Source organism: bacterium, from assembly GCA_041649255.1.
Classification (GTDB): Bacteria; Hydrothermota; UBA3073; order JACQXS01; family JAQTXJ01; genus JAQTXJ01.
The window spans coordinates 177,218-198,475 of sequence record JBAZNK010000004.1 but is presented as its reverse complement, the minus strand read 5'-3'; the positions used below and the strand labels follow the sequence as shown (position 1 = coordinate 198,475).

Sequence of the window (21,258 nt, the reverse complement as noted above, 5' to 3'; positions counted from 1 at the left end):
TAGGTTAGAAATGGATGGAGTATTGAAAAGTTGGGCAATCCCGAAAGAGCCACCTGTAGAATTAGGAATAAAAAGATTAGCAATCCCGGTAGAAGACCACAAACTTTCTTATATAGATTTTGAGGGTAAAATTCCGGAAGGGTCATATGGTGCAGGAACGGTGAAAATCTGGGATAAAGGAGAATATGAGCTTTTAAATAGGGATGACAAAAAAATAGAAACTTACTTAAAAGGCAATAAATTAAAAGGATATTATACGCTGATTAAATTTAAGGATAATTGGTTACTTTTCAAATATAATATACCTTCCTAAAATTCGGAAGAGGGGTTGAGATGGATTAAATAGATTAAAAGTCCTTGACATTGTTGTTTTATAAGAGAACATAATGCACATGTTGATAAAATAAAATTAGACAGGAGGGCAAAATGCCAATACGTGATGCATTAGAGAGATCAAGAGACGGAAAGAGGGACGATAAAAATAAAGACAAAGATAAGGACAAGGATAAGGACAAGAAGTAAAAATAACCTTTTTTGCAGATATTGAAATAGTAATTACACACCAAAATCTGTTCTGTTTTATTTCCTTGACTAAACGTTTTAACAATATTAAGGTTCCATTAATGAATCGGAAATATCCATTAAAATCTCCACTGGGGGAATTAGCATGGAGAAAATTCAATCGTATGGATAAGGAAGAACCCGATTCATACATATTATGTGAGAAATACTGTAAAGGAAGATTTAAGTGTTTAACTAAAGACTCACAACATCTGAAATATTATTTATGTTGTTTTAATCCTGTGGAAGACCTCTGCCAATTAGAAAAGATTTTCATAGAGAAAAGTTCAAAATTTTCCATGTGCTCCGACAATGAATTTCTTTTCCGGGTGCCGGATACAAATTATTATTACATATTTAAAGGTAGCGGGAATACTAATTCTGTATGCATTAGCAAGTTTCTAAAAGAAGCAAAAATTGAGGGAATACTAAGTAAAATGGATATGGCTGTTGAGATTGCCCAGAAAGTAGAAGTTCCGATAGAAAAAGCTTTCGATATAATTAAATCCATTATAACTACTATAACAGAAGTATCAATGAATGGGGAAAGTTTGATTCTTGGGGAACTGGAAATGTCTATACTTCCCCAAAAACGTTGATTACCAAATTTCTCCTTGTTTTATATCTAAACAAGCTGTACACGTAAAACTTAAGAGAGCCTGAATATAAAACCTCCTTACTTAGGACAACGCTTAAGAATTGCTGGGAGTTTAGAATTACTAGACGAACCATATGCTGATTTATATGTCTCGTTTAACTTAGGAAAATAGTATTTCAACACTTGTGGATTACCTACAGATAAAGAAAATTCATAAGTAGACTTAATAAACATAGCATAGGCTAAGAAACGATCTGATGGGGATAAGTCCGAATAAACACCCTGATAAGAGTCTAGCTTAATACACTTCTCGAAAAACCCCACACCATGGCTTATATAAACTCCTTGACGCTCAGGAGAACCAGAATAACCTAAGGTGCCATCAAAATAAAGAAAATTAGCGCCTAATGCATAAGTATAATAGCCCAACAAAAGATTAACTTTAGCTGATGAGGAACCTTCAGGGGTAACACGTCTATATTCATATAGATTAATTAAGGCTTTTGTATATTTTGTAACCTTAGATGGAGAAACATCTAATAACCAACCATTATAAACTAGGTCAGAGAATACATAGTCTTCTAAAGTTACTTCATAACCGGAACCTGAATGAGGTTTCCTTTCAACAACCATAGACTTACAAGTATCAGCCCAGGCAAACTCAGGCTTAACACTAGAATTTCTCGAAAACTTTGCAGAGCGCTTAACTTGCTCCAAAGAATCCTCTGAACGAATGGAATCTTTACAAACAGGATCTAAACGCATAGAATTTAAATAATCTATATTTAACCGAAGGGAATCTTTATAAACAGAATCTAAATGAAGAATTTTTAGATAAATATTATATAAACGACTCCAATTTTTATATTCAGATTTTGTAAAAGAATCTGGAAGAGAAGAAGAATCTTTATATGCGGACTTTAAACAAGAAATATCTAAACTAATGGAATCTAAGCGAACTGAATCTAAACGGATTAGAGATATATTAACAGAATCTAAATAAGGAGACTTTAAATGGTCTGAATGGTCGTAACCGATTAAACTTAAAAATATAATAAAAAAACTCATTTCCCCTCCTTACTGACAAACGATTTCTCACACTCCTTTTATTATAAACTATATACTCCTTCAAACTCTTCCTATATTGTAAATTGTTAAAATTTTTTGTCAAGGATTAACAATCCCCCTCTCTAACACCTGTCTTGCCTTTAGACAGATACTTTCTATAGTGATTTTTGTCCTTAACAAATTTGTTAGGTGAAGAAAAAATCATTTGACTTCCCTTCCCGGTGGAGTTTGAACTGGGGTTCAGAAACCTATTGACAGGGGAATGTTTTCATATCAGTATATTTGACTTGATGAAAAACGGAATAGACTTTTCTATTTAAAAAGGAGATATTTTTTCTACCCCTTAATAAATGCTAACATAAAGTATAGAAACATGTATATATTTATAGACAATTGAGAGGTAAAAGAGGAAAATTGTTGCTAATAAGTAAAAAGTCACGTAGAAGGATTTAAATATGTATAAGTATTTCTCTTGAAGTATCCCCCTATGTCCAACCTGTACGAAACGACTAATGATAAACAATGTCTCTATAAAAGGCTTATATTTATAGTCTACTGTCTTAAACAGAAAATAATCGTTGCTATTTATTTTGTTTATTATATTCAAAAAAATATTTATCTTTAAGAATACATTGGGGCGGAATTACTTCTGGTTTGATTAATTCCCAGTTTTTTTTAGCTTTAGTAATGCATTTATCCAAGGAAATAATAGGAGGAAAGTAATTTTCTTTTATCAGAGAAGCATACATCTCAGAATCAGGCAATGGAATATGTTTCACAGCAGAAACTCCCCTTGAAGACAAAGTAATTATTTGTTTAAATGGAGACTTAGTTATAAGTTTTTCCCCTAATCTGGATACCAAAATAAAACTCCTATTTATATATTGAGGAAATCCTATAAAATATACTTGATGCGATAGTTGTCTATATGTTTCATCTTGAACAAACTCTTTAAAAAGTTTTACTAAATACTCCGGAGACTGAGATTTCAGTTTTATTGAAGCAATCATTTCTGGTCTATATGTTTTGAAAATCCCCAATAAGATTGAAAGAATAGCTCTAGATTCAGGATTTCTAGAAATGCGCAGAAGAGTATTTAGCGTTTTTTTTATACGATTAATATTTATATCGATTTGTAATTTGTATTCCATACCAACAAGAAAATCATAAGTTTCGCGATAAAGTGAAAATACTTGAGTGGCCAATTTATAATCTACTTTTTTATTTTTTATAGTCATAGCATTCCCGTAACCTTTAATATCTAATCCAAATTCTTCAATTAATGGTTCAAAAATAGCATGGTTTTGTTGTGCAATTTTTCGTTTTTTATCAATGATTATTATCCTTTTTTTAAAAGCTTCTGGAATATTATTTGTAAATTCTGCTATAACTGAGTTTGCTCGCAAGGCAATATTTGTAGCCGATAAAGCTATACATTCTTCTATAATAAATTGTAGGGATGAGCCATCTGCAACTATTGAGTTTTCTCCATAGTTTCTAAAAAACAATGGTATATTCAAAAAGATTTTGTTATATTCCTTATTCATATCCATTTATAACTTTGTTGTATTTATATATTAAAAAATATGTTGTAGTATAATCATGTTTTTCTTTTTCTGCAAGAAAAAAATTATTTTCATTCGGATAACTACGAGACTTTTCTTTATACTATGATTGACCTTAATATAATTGCATAAATTGAATTTTTGCCATAGGTTGACAGGGATGTCCATAAATAATTTCTAAGATGCAATTATCCACCCTTCAATTACGATGAAAAATACGAACAGGCGGATTTGGGGGTATATAAACTAACGAGAGGGATGTCAGAAGCTTCTAAGTTTAAAAGAACAGAAAACTTCCGTCCTGACCTGATGATACCGACAGGTTCAGCAACACCGGAAGATTATAAGAAATCAGGTTACGATAGAGGACATCTTTGTCCGGCAGGGCGATATGATATACGATGCGACTGCGATGTCAGAATCGTTTTATATGTCAAATATGAGCCCCCAGACAGCGGGATTCAATCGAGGGGTATGGAAGCGCCTCGAAGATAAGGTAAGGGCTTATGCAAGAGATAATGACGAAATTTACGTAGTTACGGGGCCAGTGTTAAAAGATGGGTTGCCGACAATATTTATTCCAAGCCCGGTGGGATTTGAAAACAAAGCTTCGCTTCGTCAGGAAGCGCTGATAGAGCTTCCATTAAAAGTTAAAAACAACACAATTATAAAGTTTATTTCTTATTTGATTTCGTAATTCTTTAACTCCAAATTTCTATCATTTTGTTCTGCATGGTAAAAATGCCCTAAATATTTCAGGGTATCTCTTAGATAATCTATTTAACCTTTTCCTTATTGTTTTAGCGATACTATCATTTACTTCTATATGCATTAAAAATAAAAGGATTCTACTTTGTTCCTCTGGACCTAAATTTGAACATTTTGATAAAGCTAATAAAAATTTATTAACCATATCTGGAAGTTCATCTGGATTATAGAATCGCTTAATTGACCATAATAGAGACAATAACATATAAAGATTATCTTCCGAAAGTTGTTTAGAAATCTGTTCATTGAATAACTGTTTCGCTTCTTTAAATAAAAACATACTTCCAAATGAGAGTTCGGCCATGTCCATCACAATAAAATCTGCAAATATCCTAGGAATCTTAATCTTCCCCTTTTTTACGATATCCAAAAATCTTCCTCTTATTTCTGGAGCATATGCAATTGCTTTTTCAAGTCCATAATATCTTGTCTTAACGGAGGAATTCCATCCAGCCTGAATTAATCTACCTACTAAAAATTTATGAGTATATGAAAATATATTCTCTTTTCCCTTTTCAAAATTAAAGATTTTATCTAAAATGTCATTTTTTACTTCTCTCCTCAAACCAATATAGAAAAATGCAACATCTCCCCAAATATCCTCAAAATAAATTTCGACAATAAAATCACTCAAATTTGGAAATTCATCCCATTTATCGTAAATATAAAAAGCTGCAGAATAATCCAAAAAAGTTCTATGTCTAAATGTTACTGTTTCTCTTATATCAAGGATTCCAACTCGTTCAAGTTCTTTCGATAAAATTTCTTTATCTAAACTATACTCATTTACATAATCATCCAAAAATTTTTCATACTCATCTCTATTTATTTTTAACCTATTTTTACTTAAAAATTCTTTTATAGCAATTTTAGCAAAAAATCTTTTTTTTACAATATAATCGAAAAGTACTTCAATGCCTTTTTCTTTATCATATCGTCCAAGTGCCATATCGAAGAATCTATCATAAAGCTCAGTTACTGAGGCTGGAATCTCTTTATTTTCTTCTACTAATTGTATAAGTAACATCAATGAAAGCGGAACCATTGGAATCTGAAAATTTATTTTTTCTAATCCATTTTTAAGTACATCTAATATTTGTTTATTGCTAACTAATTTTTCAAAAAGTTTTAATGCCTGCCCTAATTCAAAAGGTAAAAGCTCATACTTTTCAAATCCACTTGGCAATGTTTCTATAATGTTAATTTTACGACTTGTAATAACAAGTGAACAGTTTGCTTCTAAAGAAAGTTGTTCTGCTCTTTTTATAACTTTTTCTCTTTCAAGAGATAACACTTCATCTAATGCATCCACTAGTATTACTTGGACTTTAAAACGTTCTATTATATTTGAGTCCCCTAAAAATTTTCCCAACATTGTTTTATAGTCATTTGCTTCTAAAACTTCCTTTGCCGACATTAAAATAGGTATTTCTATTTTTTTACCTGATGGTTTTATTTCTTTAAATGCAGAAGAATACGCGTTTCTTAACATATCAATTGATAGTTTAGCTAAGTTACTAGATTTGCCGACCCCCGGATCGCCTGTTAATATTATTTTTCGTTTTTTAGAAAGAATAGATTTTAAACTTGAAAAAGGCATTTTTTTATTCCTACATATCAATATAAGTTTTTCCTCGTCAAATTTTGCAGGGATATCTATGGCAGCGACTAAGGGTTCTACAAAATATTCTGACAAGCTAATATTCCTTGACGAATACTTTTTTTCTAAATTCTCTATTTTTGTTTGAAAAAAATTTATTGTTTCCCCTTCAAAAAATATCTGAGGATAATATTCTGTAAAATTATTAATGAGCCACTCTATATCAAAAATGTCTATAGCTCTTTCTTTAAAGTCTCCCTCTAATCTCGTTTTTGCCGTATTACTCATATCACCTGCTAAAACAATAAATACCTTATGGACAGGCAATTCCATAAAAATTGTTTTCATATTTGCACTATTACTAAATGCTTGCGAAACTTGACTTTCTATTTCTTCAAGCTTTTTGTTTTTATTTTTAGAAAACGTTTCCTCTACTCTTTTTTTTACTTCATCTACTTCTCCAAGTGTTTTTCCACTAATGTTTCCTCTTTTTACTACAACTCCTATTACATTTAAGGTAAGTCTGTCTCTGTTTACTATTACAAGATCTTTTCCTAATTCATTTACTCCATGTGTTATTTCAACTGTATAATTAGGCTCCATTTTTTCAAATAATATTTTTAGTTCCTTATGTAGTTCTGTCTCTTTTAATAACATCAAGATTTCTTTTCTCTTCTCTTTGGTAAGTTGTTGGGCTTGTCGAACTATCTCTTTCTGTTCTATGGACATCGTAGTATTCATCTATACCTCCATTTTTAAAAACAATTTTTTATAGGTTTATGAAAAATTCTTAATTTCCTATCTTTGCGTTCTCAGTGACCTTGTGACGAGAACCCATTTTTTATTTATGCATATTCTCATTTTCACCAAAATTATGTTATATTTCGCAATTGTCAACTTTTTTACTATCTCTTTGGGGGTAAGCATTAGAGCTTATTATCCCGAATGAAATGAGGGGCAAAAAATATTACCTATTTTGTAGGGTACGACATGGTAGAATGTCTTTTGTCTTTTCTTACTGTTTCCTGTTCATTGTTCACTGAAAAATCCTTAACTTTTTCTCGGAATAATTAACTTTTCCCTTGCAAAAAACTAAGAGTATATTATTCTTTCCCTGTATGTCCTTCAACTACATCACCCTTCAAGACATCCAGAAAGGAACCCACGAAGAGAACAGAATGGTTATAATCCGGTGTAGGAATTGTGAAGACCAGAAAATCGGAAATCACGTCGACTGGGTGAAAGATTGTATAAGAGACCCGGGGCGTTATTCGCTACATAGATGTCCGGTTTGTAAGGCGGAGACGAAACTAAAGCATACGGATATAAAGAAAATAAAAGAGATGTTGGGGTGTGAGTAGGGAGGGGCTCTTGGAATGAATTGTTGACAAGGATTTTTAACAAAGTATAGTGTTTTTAAGTAGTAATAGAAAATTTGCGTAGTATTTTAATTGAGGGTTGCAGTATTTAACCAAAGGGAGGAATTCAATGTCTATCGAAAAAAGGCAAATAACAGAACAAGAAAAAGCAATGGTTTTGAGTCACCATGGGAATAGATGTTTTATCGATGGAGCTCCATTTGAAGATGATGAAGTAATAGACTTTCATCATATAAAGCCGTATTCGAGAGGTGGGCAAACAAATATTGATAATATAGCTCCTGTCTGCAAAAAGCATCACAGTAGGATTGGCACTATGAGCTTACAAGAATATAAGGATAAGATTGAATTGGACCGTTTTTTTGAAGGTGGGCCTAAATACTTAGATGACTTGATAAAAGAAAAATGCGGGAGATGTGAGCCAAAAATTAAATATGAAGATAAAGGAGATCATATAACACTCTACTTTGACGATTCTGCGCATAATTTTCCTCTTTACGAATGCCCGATAAAAAAATGGAAGTATTTCTATGCTAAATTACCTGTTGTAAATATAGGAAATGATAAGGATCTGCAACCTAGGGCATTAAGAGTAGTATCTCTTTGGGGGCTATATAGACATTTTCAGTTAAATACACAATTGTCGCCCTCTATATGTAGGATTGATGAAAATGGTGGGCTTTTATTGTTTGATGGCCAACATAAAGCAGCTGCCCAAATTTGGTCAGGACAAAAATATATTGAATGCAAAGTGTATTTAACTCCAGACTCCAGAATATTAAAAGAGACAAATTTGGAAGCACACGGATCATTTCGTCAAATGTCCTTTTACTCACATGAATTAATGAAAAAATATGCGGATCTATTTGGGGAAGATTGGAATGAGTATATCAAAACTGAGGGAGCGAAATCAGAAATAGAGTTTATGAGTTTTCTTATGGTTAGTAAAAACCACTCAAAAGCACAGGCAAAAAATGAAATTGCTCTAGCTATGTACAATGAAATCATAGATGATCCCGATAATAAACTCTCTAAGTATTTATCTGAAAAGAGTAGAGGGAGGCAACAACCACTAACTTTTGCTAGGCTCAAAAAGACATTTTTTCAATATATGCTAGTTCCACCACCTACAGAATGTGAATTTGAATCTGATGAAGATTTTCGAAAAGACGAGAAAAGAAATCTGATTCGTTTGATGAATATAGTTGCTGAAGAGGGACTTGATGATAAATGGGATCCTGAAAAAAATAATTCAATGCATAAAAGGGCCGAAAGAATCTTCGGAGCTGGTTCTATTCGTGCATGGGTAATTTTGCTAACAAACGTGATCAATACACATCTCCGGCACTATACCGATGAACAACGAGCTCAATTCTTTTTTAGAAAAATTCCAGATGCCGAATTTAATTACTTCAAACAATTTGTTCAGAAACTATTTACCCATAAAATATGGGACGACCCAGATCCGGCTGGTGAACTTAGTGCAAGATTAGCAAAAGATGATATAGAGACAGCAAGAGCATTGTTTGAGGAAAAAGGACTAACTGTTGATTGGATATTGGGCAATCCTGAAGTATAAAATAAAGCTATGTTAAATATTTTCACTGAAATAAAACAATGGGCAAATAAGCTTCCGTATTGGGAACAATTTGCATTAAATAAGATAATAAAAGGAGAGGAATTAACCGAATCTGATTATGGTAAATTATTGCGATATTTATTAGAAGATGAAAAATTAGAACCATTAACCGAAGAACGTCCAACATTACAATTCTCTAACGATGGAGATACTATCTCCTCATCTTATATTGGAAAAGTAAAATTGTTAAAGATATTTAACATGAAACATGTTAACGCATTGGTCCCGGGGCAAACTCTTACTTTTGGCCCAGCTTTGACTACTGTATTCGGAGAAAATGGCTCTGGCAAGTCAGGATATGCCAGAGTATTTGGTTGTATTGGTTTTACACGGGGGGACAAAGAATTACTTCCTGATATAACACAAACGCATAGTATTACGGAAATAGTAGCTGCTGATATTGAAATGTTTGACGGGACTCTTAATAAAACCATTCATCATCAGGTGGGAAATCAAGAAGTTATCCCATTTTACGTATTTGACAGCACCAGCGTGCAAGTACATTTAACAAAGTCAAATATGTTTAGTTTTTCTCCAGCAGGTCTTTCTTATCTTACTAAGTTAGCTGATGTAACGGATAAGGTTAGGGAACGTTTAAATACTAAAATCGAAGAGTATTCAAAACCTCATAATTTCAACATTTTGTTTCAAGGCGAGTCAATAGTTGCAGGACTAATTGCTAATCTTAAGACTGAAACTAGTCTTGAGGACTTAAAGCAAATGGCAATATTGTCACCGGAAGAAGAACAACAAATTGAAAATTTAAGTATTACAATTGCCGAACTAAAAACTAAAAATATTCCTAAACAGTTAGAGAGAATTACGCAAACAATAAAAGATTTAAATAGTTTAATTAACTCTTTGCGTGAAATGGATGAAAAATTAAGTGATGGCGTTATAAATGATATAAAAGAAGCAATAAAACTATACACTCAAAAAAAGACTATCGCTCAGAATACTAGTGTTGATCAGTTTAAATCAGAACATTTCACTCAAACAGGAAGTGAGGTTTGGCATACGTTTATTAAAGATGCAGGTTCACTTGCTAAAGCCGAACAAATCTCTGACGAGAAACCATATCCACAAGTTGACGATCATTGTCTACTTTGTAATCAGTCTCTTTCGCGTGAAGCAAGAGAACTGTTGTCTCATTTATGGACATTTTTAGAAGGTAAGGCACAGATAGAATTAGATGAGGCACAAACAAATCTTACAAAAAAGCGGAATGAATTAAATAAAATTGATTTCCGTTTTTTTGACAACGAAACTACTTGCTATAGATATTTACAAGAATGCAATCCTATACTAGCAAAACAATTAATAACATTTATAAAAAGTTGTTGCCAACGACGGGACACTGCTCTTAGAATTATAAATACTCACACGGAAGAAACTATACCCCAAATACTTAATAATGAAATCGCTAATATTGAAGAAATTATCAAGACACTGGGAATAGAGATAGAGGAATTGACGGGGAAAAACCCTACACAAGAGATTATTAAACTTGAGCAACAATTATTGAACCTACAGCATAGGCAGATACTTAGAAAATATTTTTTACAAATTGAAGATTATATTCAAAAATATATTTGGGCACAAAAAGTAGCCAATATTGTTTTAAGCACAAGGCACATTACAACAAAACACAATGAATTGTTTGACCAATTAGTTACAAAACACTATAAAGAATTATTTGAGCAAACTTTAAAAGACCTAAAACGTCCAATTAAAGTCAAGGTGACAACAACAGGGCAAAAGGGGGAAACATGTAAGCAAATTGTTTTAGAATCTGCCATAGAAAATATTACTCCAGACAAGGTATTAAGTGAAGGAGAGAAGAGAGCTGTTGCATTGGCAGATTTTCTTACCGAAGTATCGTTAGATATAAATAGTAGTGGAATTATATTGGATGATCCAATCACATCTCTCGATTTAGAATGGAGAGAACTAATTGCATCTATCTTGGTCGAAAGAGCTAAACATCTACAAGTAATTATATTTACACATGATCTGCCATTCCTTTATTTTCTTAAAAAATATGCTGAGGATAAAGAGGTAGAAATTGTTACACATTGGATAAAGCGAGGAGGTAGTGACAACAAGCCAGGCTACGTATTTCTTGACAATAGTCCTGCTTTAGAACGAGACTATCGTAAAGCCACGAGATCACGAGAAATCTGTAATCAAGCTAAAGATGCATCGGCAGAAGAACAACAAAACCTTTTACGTCAAGGATTTGGTGCTCTGCGTACATCTTATGAAGCATTTATTATTTTCGATATTTTTCAAGAAGTCGTAATGCGATTTGATGAACGTATAAGTTTTGGACGGCTGAAAAATATTGTATGGGATAAGTCAATTATCGATGAAGTTGTTTTTAAGTGTGAACTTCTTTCAAGATATATTGAAGCACATTTACACAGTGATGCTTTTACCTCAAAGAAACCGACCTGCGAAATATTAATAAAAGAAATTGACGAATTTGATGCTCTTAGAAAAAAATTAAACGCTCTAAAAAAATAAAGAGAGGAGCTACTAATTATTTTGTTGGCTTTCAACTCTAACCCCTCTTTCCAGTTTTTATCATTTTTGCCAATTTGTTTATCTCTTTCCAATATCCCTGGGGGAGAAGTTTTTCCACTATATATTTTTTATTGACTTTTTATAGAAAGATTAATAAAGTTAATTCAATGAAGCCTGAAGAAGAAGCGAGAAAGCAGATTGACCAATTACTGGAATCGGCAGGCTGGAGTGTCCAGGATTTAAAAGATATAAATCTAGGAGCTTCTTTAGGGGTAGCTGTTCGAGAAGTTAATCTTAAATCAGGTCCGGTAGATTATCTCTTGTTCATAGAAAGAGAAGCTGTTGGAGTTGTAGAAGCGAAGCCGGAAGGCACTACATTAAGCGGAATATCAGAGCAAACGGATAAATATATAAAAGGCATCCCTGACAATATTCCTCACATTCAGGAACCTCTGCCATTTGCATACGAAAGCACAGGAGTAGAAACTTTTTTCAGGGACACGAGAGACCCCGAACCTCGTTCCAGAAAGATATTTGCATTCCATAAACCCGAAATCTTAAAAGACTGGCTTTCTAAAAAAGATACTCTCAGGGCAAGGTTAAAAGAAATGCCTCCGTTAATAACAACAGGTCTTAGAGATTGCCAAATTGAATCTATCCGTAACCTTGAAAAATCTTTCACGGAAGCAAGACCAAAGGCACTTATACAGATGGCATCAGGCGGTGGGAAAACTTATACTGCCGTGAATTTTGTCTATCGGCTGATAAAGTTTGCTAATGCAAAAAGAGTCCTTTTTCTGGTTGACAGAAGCAACCTTGGACGTCAGACAAGAAAAGAATTCCAGAGTTATACAACTCCCGATGATGGTAGGAAATTTACAGAGCTATATAATGTTCAGCATCTTAGTTCAAATACATTTGACCCGGTAAGTAATGTTTGTATTACGACAATTCAAAGACTCTATTCTATGCTTAGAGGAGAGCCTGATTTTGACCCAGAACTTGAAGAAAAGTCTGTCTTTGAGCTTGCTCCTTTTCAATATAAATCCAAAGATGTTTCGTATAACCCTAACATTCCGATAGAAACTTTTGACTTTATTGTAGTTGATGAATGTCATCGTTCAATATATCATCTATGGCGACAGGTTCTTGAGTATTTTGATGCCTTTCTTATAGGGCTGACCGCAACTCCTTCTAAACAAACATTTGGGTTCTTTAATCAGAATCTTGTTATGGAATACAGCCACGAACGGGCACTCGCAGATGGCGTAAATGTAGGTTATGAAGTGTACCGCATACAGACAGAAATTACTGAAAAAGGTAGCACAATAGACGCGGGTTATTACGTTGATAAACGAGATAAACTTACAAGGAAAATACGCTGGGAAGAATTAGATGAAGACCTTGAATATAATGCTAACCACTTAGACAGGGCTGTGGTTACGCCTGACCAGATAAGAACAATTATAAAGACATTCAAAGATAAATTACCTACCGAGATATTTCCGGGCAGGACAGAAGTTCCGAAAACCCTTATATTTGCCAAAGACGATTCTCATGCGGAAGACATTGTGCATATTATAAGGGAAGAGTTCGGAAAAGGAAATGATTTTTGTAAGAAAATAACTTACAGGACTACAGGCGAGAAGCCGGAAGACCTGATTGCAAGTTTCAGGAATTCGTATAATCCACGCATTGCAGTTACCGTTGATATGATTTCAACGGGAACGGATATAAAACCTCTGGAGTGCCTTATATTTATGAGAGATGTTAAATCAAGGGTCTATTTTGAGCAGATGAAAGGAAGAGGAACGAGAACTATTGATTCTACGGAATTAAACGTTGTTACACCGGATGCCTTGCATAAAACGCATTTTATTATCGTAGATGCCATAGGAGTATGCGAGAACGATAAAACAGACTCTAGACCGCTGGAAAGAAAAAAAAGTATCCCGTTTAATAGACTTCTGGAATTAGTTGCTTTTGGGAATAAAGATAGAGATACATTGACTTCACTTGCAGGAAGACTTGCAAGATTAGATAGAGAAATAATTGAAAAAGATAAGAAAGAAATTGAAACCGCTGTTGTAGAATCAGGTCTCAAACCCGACCTGACATTAAAGAAAATTATTAATAACTTATTAGACGCAGTTGACCCGGATAAACACTCCGAAAAGGCAAAAGAAGTTTTCAAAACAGAAGCTCCAACACAGGAGCAGATAAAAAAAGCTTCGGAAGAATTAGTAAAATCCGCCTGCATACCGTTTGATATTCCCAAAATAAGAAATACTATAATAGATATAAAGCAAAGAAACGAGCAGATTATAGATAATATAAGTAAAGACAGGCTTATATTTGCAGGTCATAGCGAACAGGCAAAAGAAAAAGCAAAAACTATCATAGATAGATTTAAGAAATTTATAGAAGAAAATAAAGACGAACTAACTGCCTTACAGATTATTTATAATAAGTCTTATAGCACACGCCATATTACTTATGACCAAATCAGCAAGCTGGCAGATGCAATTAAAAACCCGCCTTATTACCTGACTACGGAAAATTTATGGCAGGCATATGAAGAACTTGAAAAGTCTAAAGTAAAGAGTGCGGGACCACAAAAGCTTTTGACAAACATTATTTCACTTGTTCGTTTTGCAACCGGAGAAAGCAATATGCTTGAGCCTTTTTCTGATATAGTAAACTTTCGCTTTAATAACTGGCTAAAACAGCAGGAAAACGAGGGAACAAAATTTACACAAGAGCAAATGGAATGGCTTAAAATGATAAAAGAGCATATTGCAACAAGTATGAGTATTGAAAAAGACATATTTGAACTTGCGCCATTTTATGAAAAGGGTGGACTCGTAAAGGCTAATGAGTTATTTGGAGATAAATTAGATGATACGATGGAAGAACTAAACGAGGTACTGGTAGGATGATAATTTTTTAACTAAAAGAAGTTAATGTCATAGAGGTGTAATATGAGAATTAAATTAAAGAAAGATTGGGATATTCCAATTCAACCGCCGACTTTAGAATCAAATGGAATTGGTCATTTTGCGGGGAGAAAAAGAGAAGTCGAATTATTAGTCAATGAAATTTTGCATAAAAACCAGGGATCAATCTTAGTGGGTGGTTATAGGGGAGTTGGCAAGACTTCAACTGTTTATAAAGCACTATCTGAAGCAAAAAGTAAAGAAAAGAATCTTATTGTTGTTCTTTTAAATGCGGCTCAATTAGAAGCCGAAAGTTATGTAAAAACTGAGGGGCACAATCAAAATAAAATAGCACCAGAAAAAATTATTCAAAATCTAATTCGCAGATTGTATTCAACAACAAAAGATTCAAATTCAATAAACAAAACATTAAAAGAAAACATAGAAAATCTTTACAGAAAAGCAATTGCAAGCGAATTCAAGCTTAAAGAAAACTACCAAAAACAAACAGAATTTTTATCGGAAGTTGAAAAAGAAGAAAATTCCGAGATATTATTATCAGAAAAAAACATTAAAATTCTAATTTTTTTGGTCTCTTTTGTTTTTGCAGCGATTTTTCAAGTTTTCAAATTAACTCCTTGGGATATGTTAAATAAAATACTTCCTCTTTTCCTTGCCTTTCCAATTCCATACGCTATTAATATTTCATACAAAAGGCGCAAGATACAAAGGACTAAAAACGAACTAAAAGGGGCTGCGGAGGAACTCTATCAATTTGATAATAACATAGGAAATCTTGAATTCGATTTAGAGGAAATACATAAAGAGCTCCACAATAATGGGAAAAAACTTGTATATGTTATAGATGAGTTAGATAAATTGGATCCAGAGCAAGTAAAGAACGTTCTGAAATTTTTCAAGAATTTATTTACACTTTCAAAAGCATTATTTATTTTTGTTGGAGGAGAAGAGCTTTTTTCAGAGATGAAGAAGAAACCAGAAAAACCTGAAATTTACAGGACAAAAGAATACACTTATTTTACTTCAAAATATTTTTTTGCTCGTCCTATGTGGAAGGACTTAAATGAATATATTAATGAAATAATAGAAGAGAAAGAAATAGACAATGATAATTTTGAGAACCTAAAACATTCCTTAACTTTTAATGCAATAAATGATTTTTTTGATTTAATTACTATAATAAAAGATAGGATTATTAAATTTGATAAAGATGGCTATAGCATTATTGAAATGGATAACTTTAGCAATGATGACATTCTTAAGTTTCAATTACATAAACTGCTCACTTTAGTTTTTGAAGAAAAATACTTATCTTATGAACATTCACAATGGTATGAAAATGAAAATATATTAAGAGCACTGTATTCACATATTAGAGATAATATATTATCCCAATATTCAGGACATAGTTTCCAAGATTCTTCGATAGATTCTACTACATTTTCTGCAATTAGAGATTTCAATGCTCTTTTGTATAGATTAGGTATCCTTAATATAATCAGTGAAATGCCACAAAATATCAGGGGGCTACCAGTCCAGATAAGAACCTACCAATATACGGGAAATATAAATATAACCCCTCCATCAAAACTCGATGAGCCAAGTGAAATAGAGAAAAGGTTTATTAATGAATTTAAAAAGTATTGCGAATATATAATTTCAGTAAGTAATATTGTTCTTTCTCAACAGAATAAACCGCAACTGAAAGACGAAAATTTTTGGATAAACCCGACTAATTATACTCAAATGGTTACCGATTTTGGATTTAATGCTACTAGTGTGTTTAATTCATATCATTCTATATACAAAACTCTTATTTCAATGAAACCTCCTTACCTATACAGAAGAGAGATAATAGAAGAAAACACAAAACAAATGTTGAGTTTTACCGATAATATGTTTTCAAATCTTTTCATAATATTATCCAATATCATTCGAAATGTATTTTCTACTTTGAATCTCCAAATTCAACGAGTTCCTCAGAATTCTAATCTTTTTAGCGGTTCAGCTGCTCAAGTTAGAGATATAATTCAACATTATTCCCATCAAGTTATATTTAAACCCGATTATTCAAGACAAATTCTTTTGTTGCCTTTTAATCCGAGTATAAAAGATAAATTGCATCAAATGAAAAAAGTAATTGAAGACAATGCTGCAACACATAACATTTTAATAATAGGAAGTGACGAGGAGAAATTGGGAATAAAAGGAGTTTATCAAATTAACTATGAAACCCCAAGTAAACTTTTGTCTTCAAGTAATAACTTTTTACTATATTTAAATAACAAATTTTTTAAAATTTAGAAAGCAGTATAGCAGCATGATAAACAAATTTTCGTATAATCTCCCCAAAAACTGGGTATGGACAAAGCTAAAAGAGATTTCGTTTATACAAGGAGGCTATGCATTTAAAAGTACAGATTATAGTAACAGCGGGGTTCCGTTATTGCGTATTTCTAACATTAAAGATTGTAAAGTCAATTTTGACCAAGACACAGTTTTTTTAGATAATGCGTTTATAGAAAGGTGCCCTGATTTTCAAATAAATAAAGGAGATATCTTAATAGCTTTATCTGGAGCTACTACTGGAAAATTTGGCATATACGAAAAAGGCGAAGTAGCATTATTAAATCAACGAGTAGGAAGAATTAAGTTTTATAAAGCTTCTCTGGATTCATCTCGGTTTGTTTTCCATTATATGGACATTCTTCGCAAAGATATTTTGAAACAAGCCTATGGTGCAGCTCAACCCAATATCAGTACTCAAGAATTGGGTGAGTTTTCTCTTCCCCTTCCACCTCTTCCCGAGCAGAAGCGGATAGTGGCAAAGATAGAGGAGTTGTTTACAAAACTGGATACAGGTGTAGAAGCCCTAAAAGAGATAAAAAAACAACTAAAGCGTTATCGGCAGGCAGTTCTGAAATATGCATTTGAAGGGAAATTAACAGAAAAATGGAGAGAAGCGAATAAAAACAAATTAGAACCTGCAAGTGTACTTCTGGGAAAAATAAAGAAAGAAAATAAAACACAAGAAAAATATAAAGAGTTTCAGCCGGTAGATACATCTAACCTATCTCAACTTCCCAGAAATTGGGTATGGACAAGGGTGGGAGAAATATTCAAGGTTGCAACTGGTTCTACTCCCGATACTAGTGTTGCAGAACATTGGAATAACGGGAAAATTAAATGGGCAACTCCAAAAGATTTAGGAAAACTATCTTCTCCTTACATTGATGATACAGAACGGAAGATCACGCAAAGTGGACTAGATAGCTGTTCGGCAAAAATAGTACCCTTAAATTCCTTGCTAATTTCTACAAGGGCTCCTATTGGTTATATAGCAATACTTGCCGATAATATAGCATTTAATCAAGGATGTAAAGCATTAGTAAATGCAAATAATAATTTAGTATTTATACAATACTATTATTATCTTTTATTAACAAGAGTCAATGAGATGAATCTTCTTGGAAGTGGCTCTACCTTCAAAGAAATCTCCAAAGATAGCATTGCAAATATTACTATCCCCTTTCCTCCTATTCCCGAGCAACATAAGATTGTAGAGGAGATAGAGAAACGGTTTTCTGTCGCGGATAAAGTAGAAAAAACAGTTGACGAAAACATTAAGCAGGCAAACAGATTACGCCAGAGCATACTCAAAAAGGCGTTTGAAGGGAAACTTGTTCCACAAAATCCAAACGATGAGCCAGCAGAAAAATTATTGGAAAGAATAAAAATAAAAAAAGTAAAACAAGGGAGATAAAATAATATGACTTCTACAACAATTGTACAAAAGCTCTGGAATTATTGTAATGTCCTTCGTGATGATGGTGTTAGCTACGGCGATTATGTAGAACAACTTACTTACCTATTGTTTCTTAAAATGGCAGAAGAACAAACTAAGTTATTACACAAATCTCCCATTGTTCTTAGAGGACTTGATTGGCAAAGCCTTCTGGATAAAGATGGCGATGCTCTGGAAGTCCAATACCGGCATATCCTTGAAACACTTGGCAAAGAAAAAGGTATGCTTGGCGTTATATTCAGAAAATCACAAAATAAGATTCAAGACCCTGCGAAACTTAAACGACTAATTATGCTTATAAATGAAGAAACATGGGTTGGATTGGATGTGGATGTTAAAGGCGAAATCTACGAAGGACTACTTGAAAAGAATGCGCAGGATGTCAAAAGCGGTTCAGGTCAGTATTTTACACCAAGACCGCTTATAAAAGCAATGGTTGAAGTTATGCGTCCCGAACCCGGGATGACTATTTGCGACCCTGCTTGTGGAACAGGCGGTTTTATTCTTGCGGCACATAAATATATAGCCGGTAACTATAAATTAGACAAAGAACAAAAAGAGTTTTTAAAATTTAAAACCTTCAAGGGAGTAGACATTGTTGATAACGTGGTAAGGTTATGCACAATGAACCTTTATCTTCACGGGATAGGAGGAGATGAAAGTCCGATTACTACAAATGATGCGCTTGTTTCATCTCCAACAGAGCATTTTGATATGGTGCTTACTAATCCACCGTTCGGCAAGAAAAGCAGTGTCACAATAGTAAATGGGGAAGGCAAGGCAGACAAAGAGTCATTAATCTATGAACGACAGGATTTCTGGGCTACTACTTCTAATAAGCAACTTAACTTCCTACAGCATGTGAAAAGTCTTCTCGAAATAAACGGTAAAGCGGCTATTGTGCTCCCTGATAATGTTCTTTTTGAAGGCGGGGCAGGAGAAACTGTTCGTAGAAAATTACTTCACGAGTGCGATGTCCATACGTTTTTAAGACTTCCTACAGGTATATTTTATGCACAAGGAGTAAAAGCAAATGTCCTTTTCTTTGACAAGAAACCGGGCAGTGAAAAACCTTGGACTAAAAAACTTTGGATTTATGATTTAAGAACTAACCAGCATTTTAAACTTAAAACAGGAACTTTGAGATATGAAGATTTACAGGATTTTATTGCCTGTTATAACGCATCAAACAGACACAACAGGAAAGAAACCGAGCAGTTTAAGCCATTCACCTATGAAGAGCTAATAAAACGGGATAAAACAAGCCTTGATATACTGTGGGTGAAAGATGACAGCGTGGAAGATAGCGACAACCTTCCTGCTCCTGATATTCTGGCGCAGGATATTATAGAAAAGCTCGAATCCGCACTTGAGCAATTCAACAGTATCCAACAAAACCTAGAGGGAACATAGCCAATTATAGAGAGGAGACACAACCATGCCACTAATAAGAATAGATTTATGGAAAGGAACAGCAACAGTTGAGCAGAAGGGAAAACTTGTAAAAGATATTACGGATACAGTATCCGATACTATAGAACTATGACTACACACGAAATTCTCCAGAGAATAAAAGTATTTTTAGAAAATCCCGATTTGGGGGACTCACCTTATCGTACAGCTAAGTTTTATATTACCACTATGTCCTCAAATCAACAAACCTCTCATATCTTTTGTAATAAAACAGTTGAGCGATTACTTAAATTTTCTCAAAAGCTGTCTACATCAGAAGAAAAACAATTATTCTGGGATGTAATTGGTGGTCCTTTTTATTCTAAGGTGCGAATAATACCTCCTAATGTTTCTCCAGTTCCGATTACAAGGAAAGTTTATTCTTTAATCCGGCAACGATTAGATTTTATATTTATGTTTTTTGTGAAATCAGGAAAAATAGAAGAAGCATTAAATGGTATTAAAAACAAAAAAACTCTTGTTTCTCCCGATATTGAATTACTAAAAGCCCTAATTGAAATATTAGAAAAAGAACCTTCTGCCTTTAATGAAAACAACATTGAAAGCTTAGATATTATAATCAAAAACATTAGAGGTATTATTTATAATGAACGCGAAAAGAAAAGCAAAAGAGTTCAAGCTTCAAAGGATGCCTTCTATGCTTCTTTTGCTGCCTTTGTTGGGAATAAACCTCTGCCACCATCCCAAGTAACCCTTGATTCTATTTCCGATATCCCGGATGAAGTACTAATTCTATGTGAAATTTCACTAAAAGAGCTTGAGGAGCAAATATCAAAAGTTAGGCTTCGAAAATATGATAAAGAGTTGGAAGATATAAATATCATAGAGATCAATCAAGATAAGAAAATAGTACAGACAAAGATTAAAGAACTTGGATTTGAGCCAGATTTAAATACATGTCTTGATAAATTTGACGAAGATTATCAAAAAGCTATAGATGAGTTTGATTTTAAAGCTTGTATTGGTCATCTTAGAACTTTTATAGAAAAATTATCCATTTCAATTGCATTGCTGGTCTCGCAGAAAAACAAGATACCTCCCTCGGAGGAACTAACAAAAATAGGACGTGCTAGAAATTATCTTAGAGATAATAGAGTAAAGTTTTTAACTAAAGAGGAAGACGAACTGTTAGGTGGAATTTATGGAGTTATGTCTGATGCAAGTGCACATTCTCTAACGTCTCGCAAGGAATATGTAAGATTAGCTAAAAATTATGCGATTGAATTTAGTCTGTTTTTGATTAGAAAAGTCTCACAATAAATGACGTTAGAAATGTAATATAGAGCGAATAGCCAAAAGAAAGTTGGGCGTTGGTGGAA

Annotated in this window: 16 protein-coding genes; 13 read left to right on the top strand and 3 right to left on the bottom strand. The window is 33.2% G+C overall.

What is annotated here, in order from left to right:
- On the top strand, window positions 1–313 hold a 313-nt coding region (locus tag WC614_04715), incomplete at its 5' end, for a DNA polymerase ligase N-terminal domain-containing protein (GenBank protein MFA5032304.1).
- A gap of 310 nt (window positions 314–623) precedes the next feature.
- Window positions 624–1,160 carry a hypothetical protein gene (locus WC614_04710; GenBank protein ID MFA5032303.1) on the top strand — a complete coding sequence of 179 codons (537 nt, stop codon included), beginning with the start codon at window positions 624–626 and terminating at the stop codon, window positions 1,158–1,160.
- 77 nt (window positions 1,161–1,237) lie between these two features.
- Here WC614_04710 and WC614_04705 read toward each other — a convergent pair whose 3' ends face one another.
- Window positions 1,238–2,227, bottom strand: coding sequence for a hypothetical protein (locus WC614_04705; GenBank protein ID MFA5032302.1), 990 nt, complete (start codon window positions 2,225–2,227; stop codon window positions 1,238–1,240).
- 581 nt (window positions 2,228–2,808) lie between these two features.
- Window positions 2,809–3,774 carry a hypothetical protein gene (locus WC614_04700; protein ID MFA5032301.1) on the bottom strand — a complete coding sequence of 322 codons (966 nt, stop codon included), beginning with the start codon at window positions 3,772–3,774 and terminating at the stop codon, window positions 2,809–2,811.
- A 276-nt stretch (window positions 3,775–4,050) separates the two neighbouring features.
- On the opposite strand from WC614_04700, the gene WC614_04695 reads away from it, so the two are divergent.
- Complete coding sequence (locus tag WC614_04695) at window positions 4,051–4,287, top strand: DNA/RNA non-specific endonuclease (protein ID MFA5032300.1); 237 nt, start codon at window positions 4,051–4,053, stop codon at window positions 4,285–4,287.
- Window positions 4,184–4,489, top strand: coding sequence for a DNA/RNA non-specific endonuclease (locus WC614_04690; GenBank protein ID MFA5032299.1), 306 nt, complete (start codon window positions 4,184–4,186; stop codon window positions 4,487–4,489). Before WC614_04695 ends, WC614_04690 begins: the two co-directional genes overlap by 104 nt.
- A 21-nt stretch (window positions 4,490–4,510) precedes the next feature.
- On the opposite strand, the gene WC614_04685 is transcribed toward WC614_04690, so the two are convergent.
- Window positions 4,511–6,901: a hypothetical protein gene (locus tag WC614_04685; protein MFA5032298.1), complete on the bottom strand. Its 2,391-nt coding sequence runs from the start codon at window positions 6,899–6,901 to the stop codon at window positions 4,511–4,513.
- Between the two features lie 377 nt (window positions 6,902–7,278).
- Here WC614_04685 and WC614_04680 point away from each other — a divergent pair, with 377 nt between their 5' ends.
- The 9 genes from WC614_04680 to WC614_04640 all read left to right on the top strand — a co-directional run bounded on the left by WC614_04680 (window position 7,279) and on the right by WC614_04640 (window position 21,199).
- The gene (locus tag WC614_04680; protein ID MFA5032297.1) at window positions 7,279–7,521 is read left to right on the top strand and encodes a hypothetical protein; all 243 of its coding nucleotides are present in this window, start codon (window positions 7,279–7,281) and stop codon (window positions 7,519–7,521) included.
- A 127-nt stretch (window positions 7,522–7,648) separates the two neighbouring features.
- Window positions 7,649–9,118, top strand: a complete 1,470-nt coding sequence (locus WC614_04675) for an HNH endonuclease signature motif containing protein (protein MFA5032296.1) — start codon at window positions 7,649–7,651, stop codon at window positions 9,116–9,118.
- Window positions 9,119–9,127: 9 nt separating this feature from the next.
- A complete protein-coding gene (locus WC614_04670) occupies window positions 9,128–11,704 on the top strand; it encodes a hypothetical protein (protein MFA5032295.1) in 2,577 nt (858 codons plus the stop codon).
- Window positions 11,705–11,871: 167 nt separating this feature from the next.
- Complete coding sequence (locus tag WC614_04665) at window positions 11,872–14,643, top strand: type I restriction-modification enzyme R subunit C-terminal domain-containing protein (GenBank protein ID MFA5032294.1); 2,772 nt, start codon at window positions 11,872–11,874, stop codon at window positions 14,641–14,643.
- A gap of 42 nt (window positions 14,644–14,685) precedes the next feature.
- Window positions 14,686–16,965: a P-loop NTPase fold protein gene (locus WC614_04660; protein MFA5032293.1), complete on the top strand. Its 2,280-nt coding sequence runs from the start codon at window positions 14,686–14,688 to the stop codon at window positions 16,963–16,965.
- Between the two features lie 16 nt (window positions 16,966–16,981).
- Complete coding sequence (locus tag WC614_04655) at window positions 16,982–18,424, top strand: restriction endonuclease subunit S (GenBank protein ID MFA5032292.1); 1,443 nt, start codon at window positions 16,982–16,984, stop codon at window positions 18,422–18,424.
- A gap of 6 nt (window positions 18,425–18,430) precedes the next feature.
- Window positions 18,431–19,879, top strand: coding sequence for a class I SAM-dependent DNA methyltransferase (locus WC614_04650; protein MFA5032291.1), 1,449 nt, complete (start codon window positions 18,431–18,433; stop codon window positions 19,877–19,879).
- A 25-nt stretch (window positions 19,880–19,904) separates the two neighbouring features.
- Window positions 19,905–20,012 (top strand): tautomerase family protein, encoded by a 108-nt coding sequence (locus WC614_04645; GenBank protein ID MFA5032290.1) that lies wholly within the window; start codon window positions 19,905–19,907, stop codon window positions 20,010–20,012.
- Window positions 20,009–21,199, top strand: coding sequence for a hypothetical protein (locus WC614_04640; protein ID MFA5032289.1), 1,191 nt, complete (start codon window positions 20,009–20,011; stop codon window positions 21,197–21,199). The genes WC614_04645 and WC614_04640 overlap by 4 nt, the downstream gene beginning before the upstream one ends.
- The last annotated feature ends 59 nt before the right edge of the window (window positions 21,200–21,258 follow it).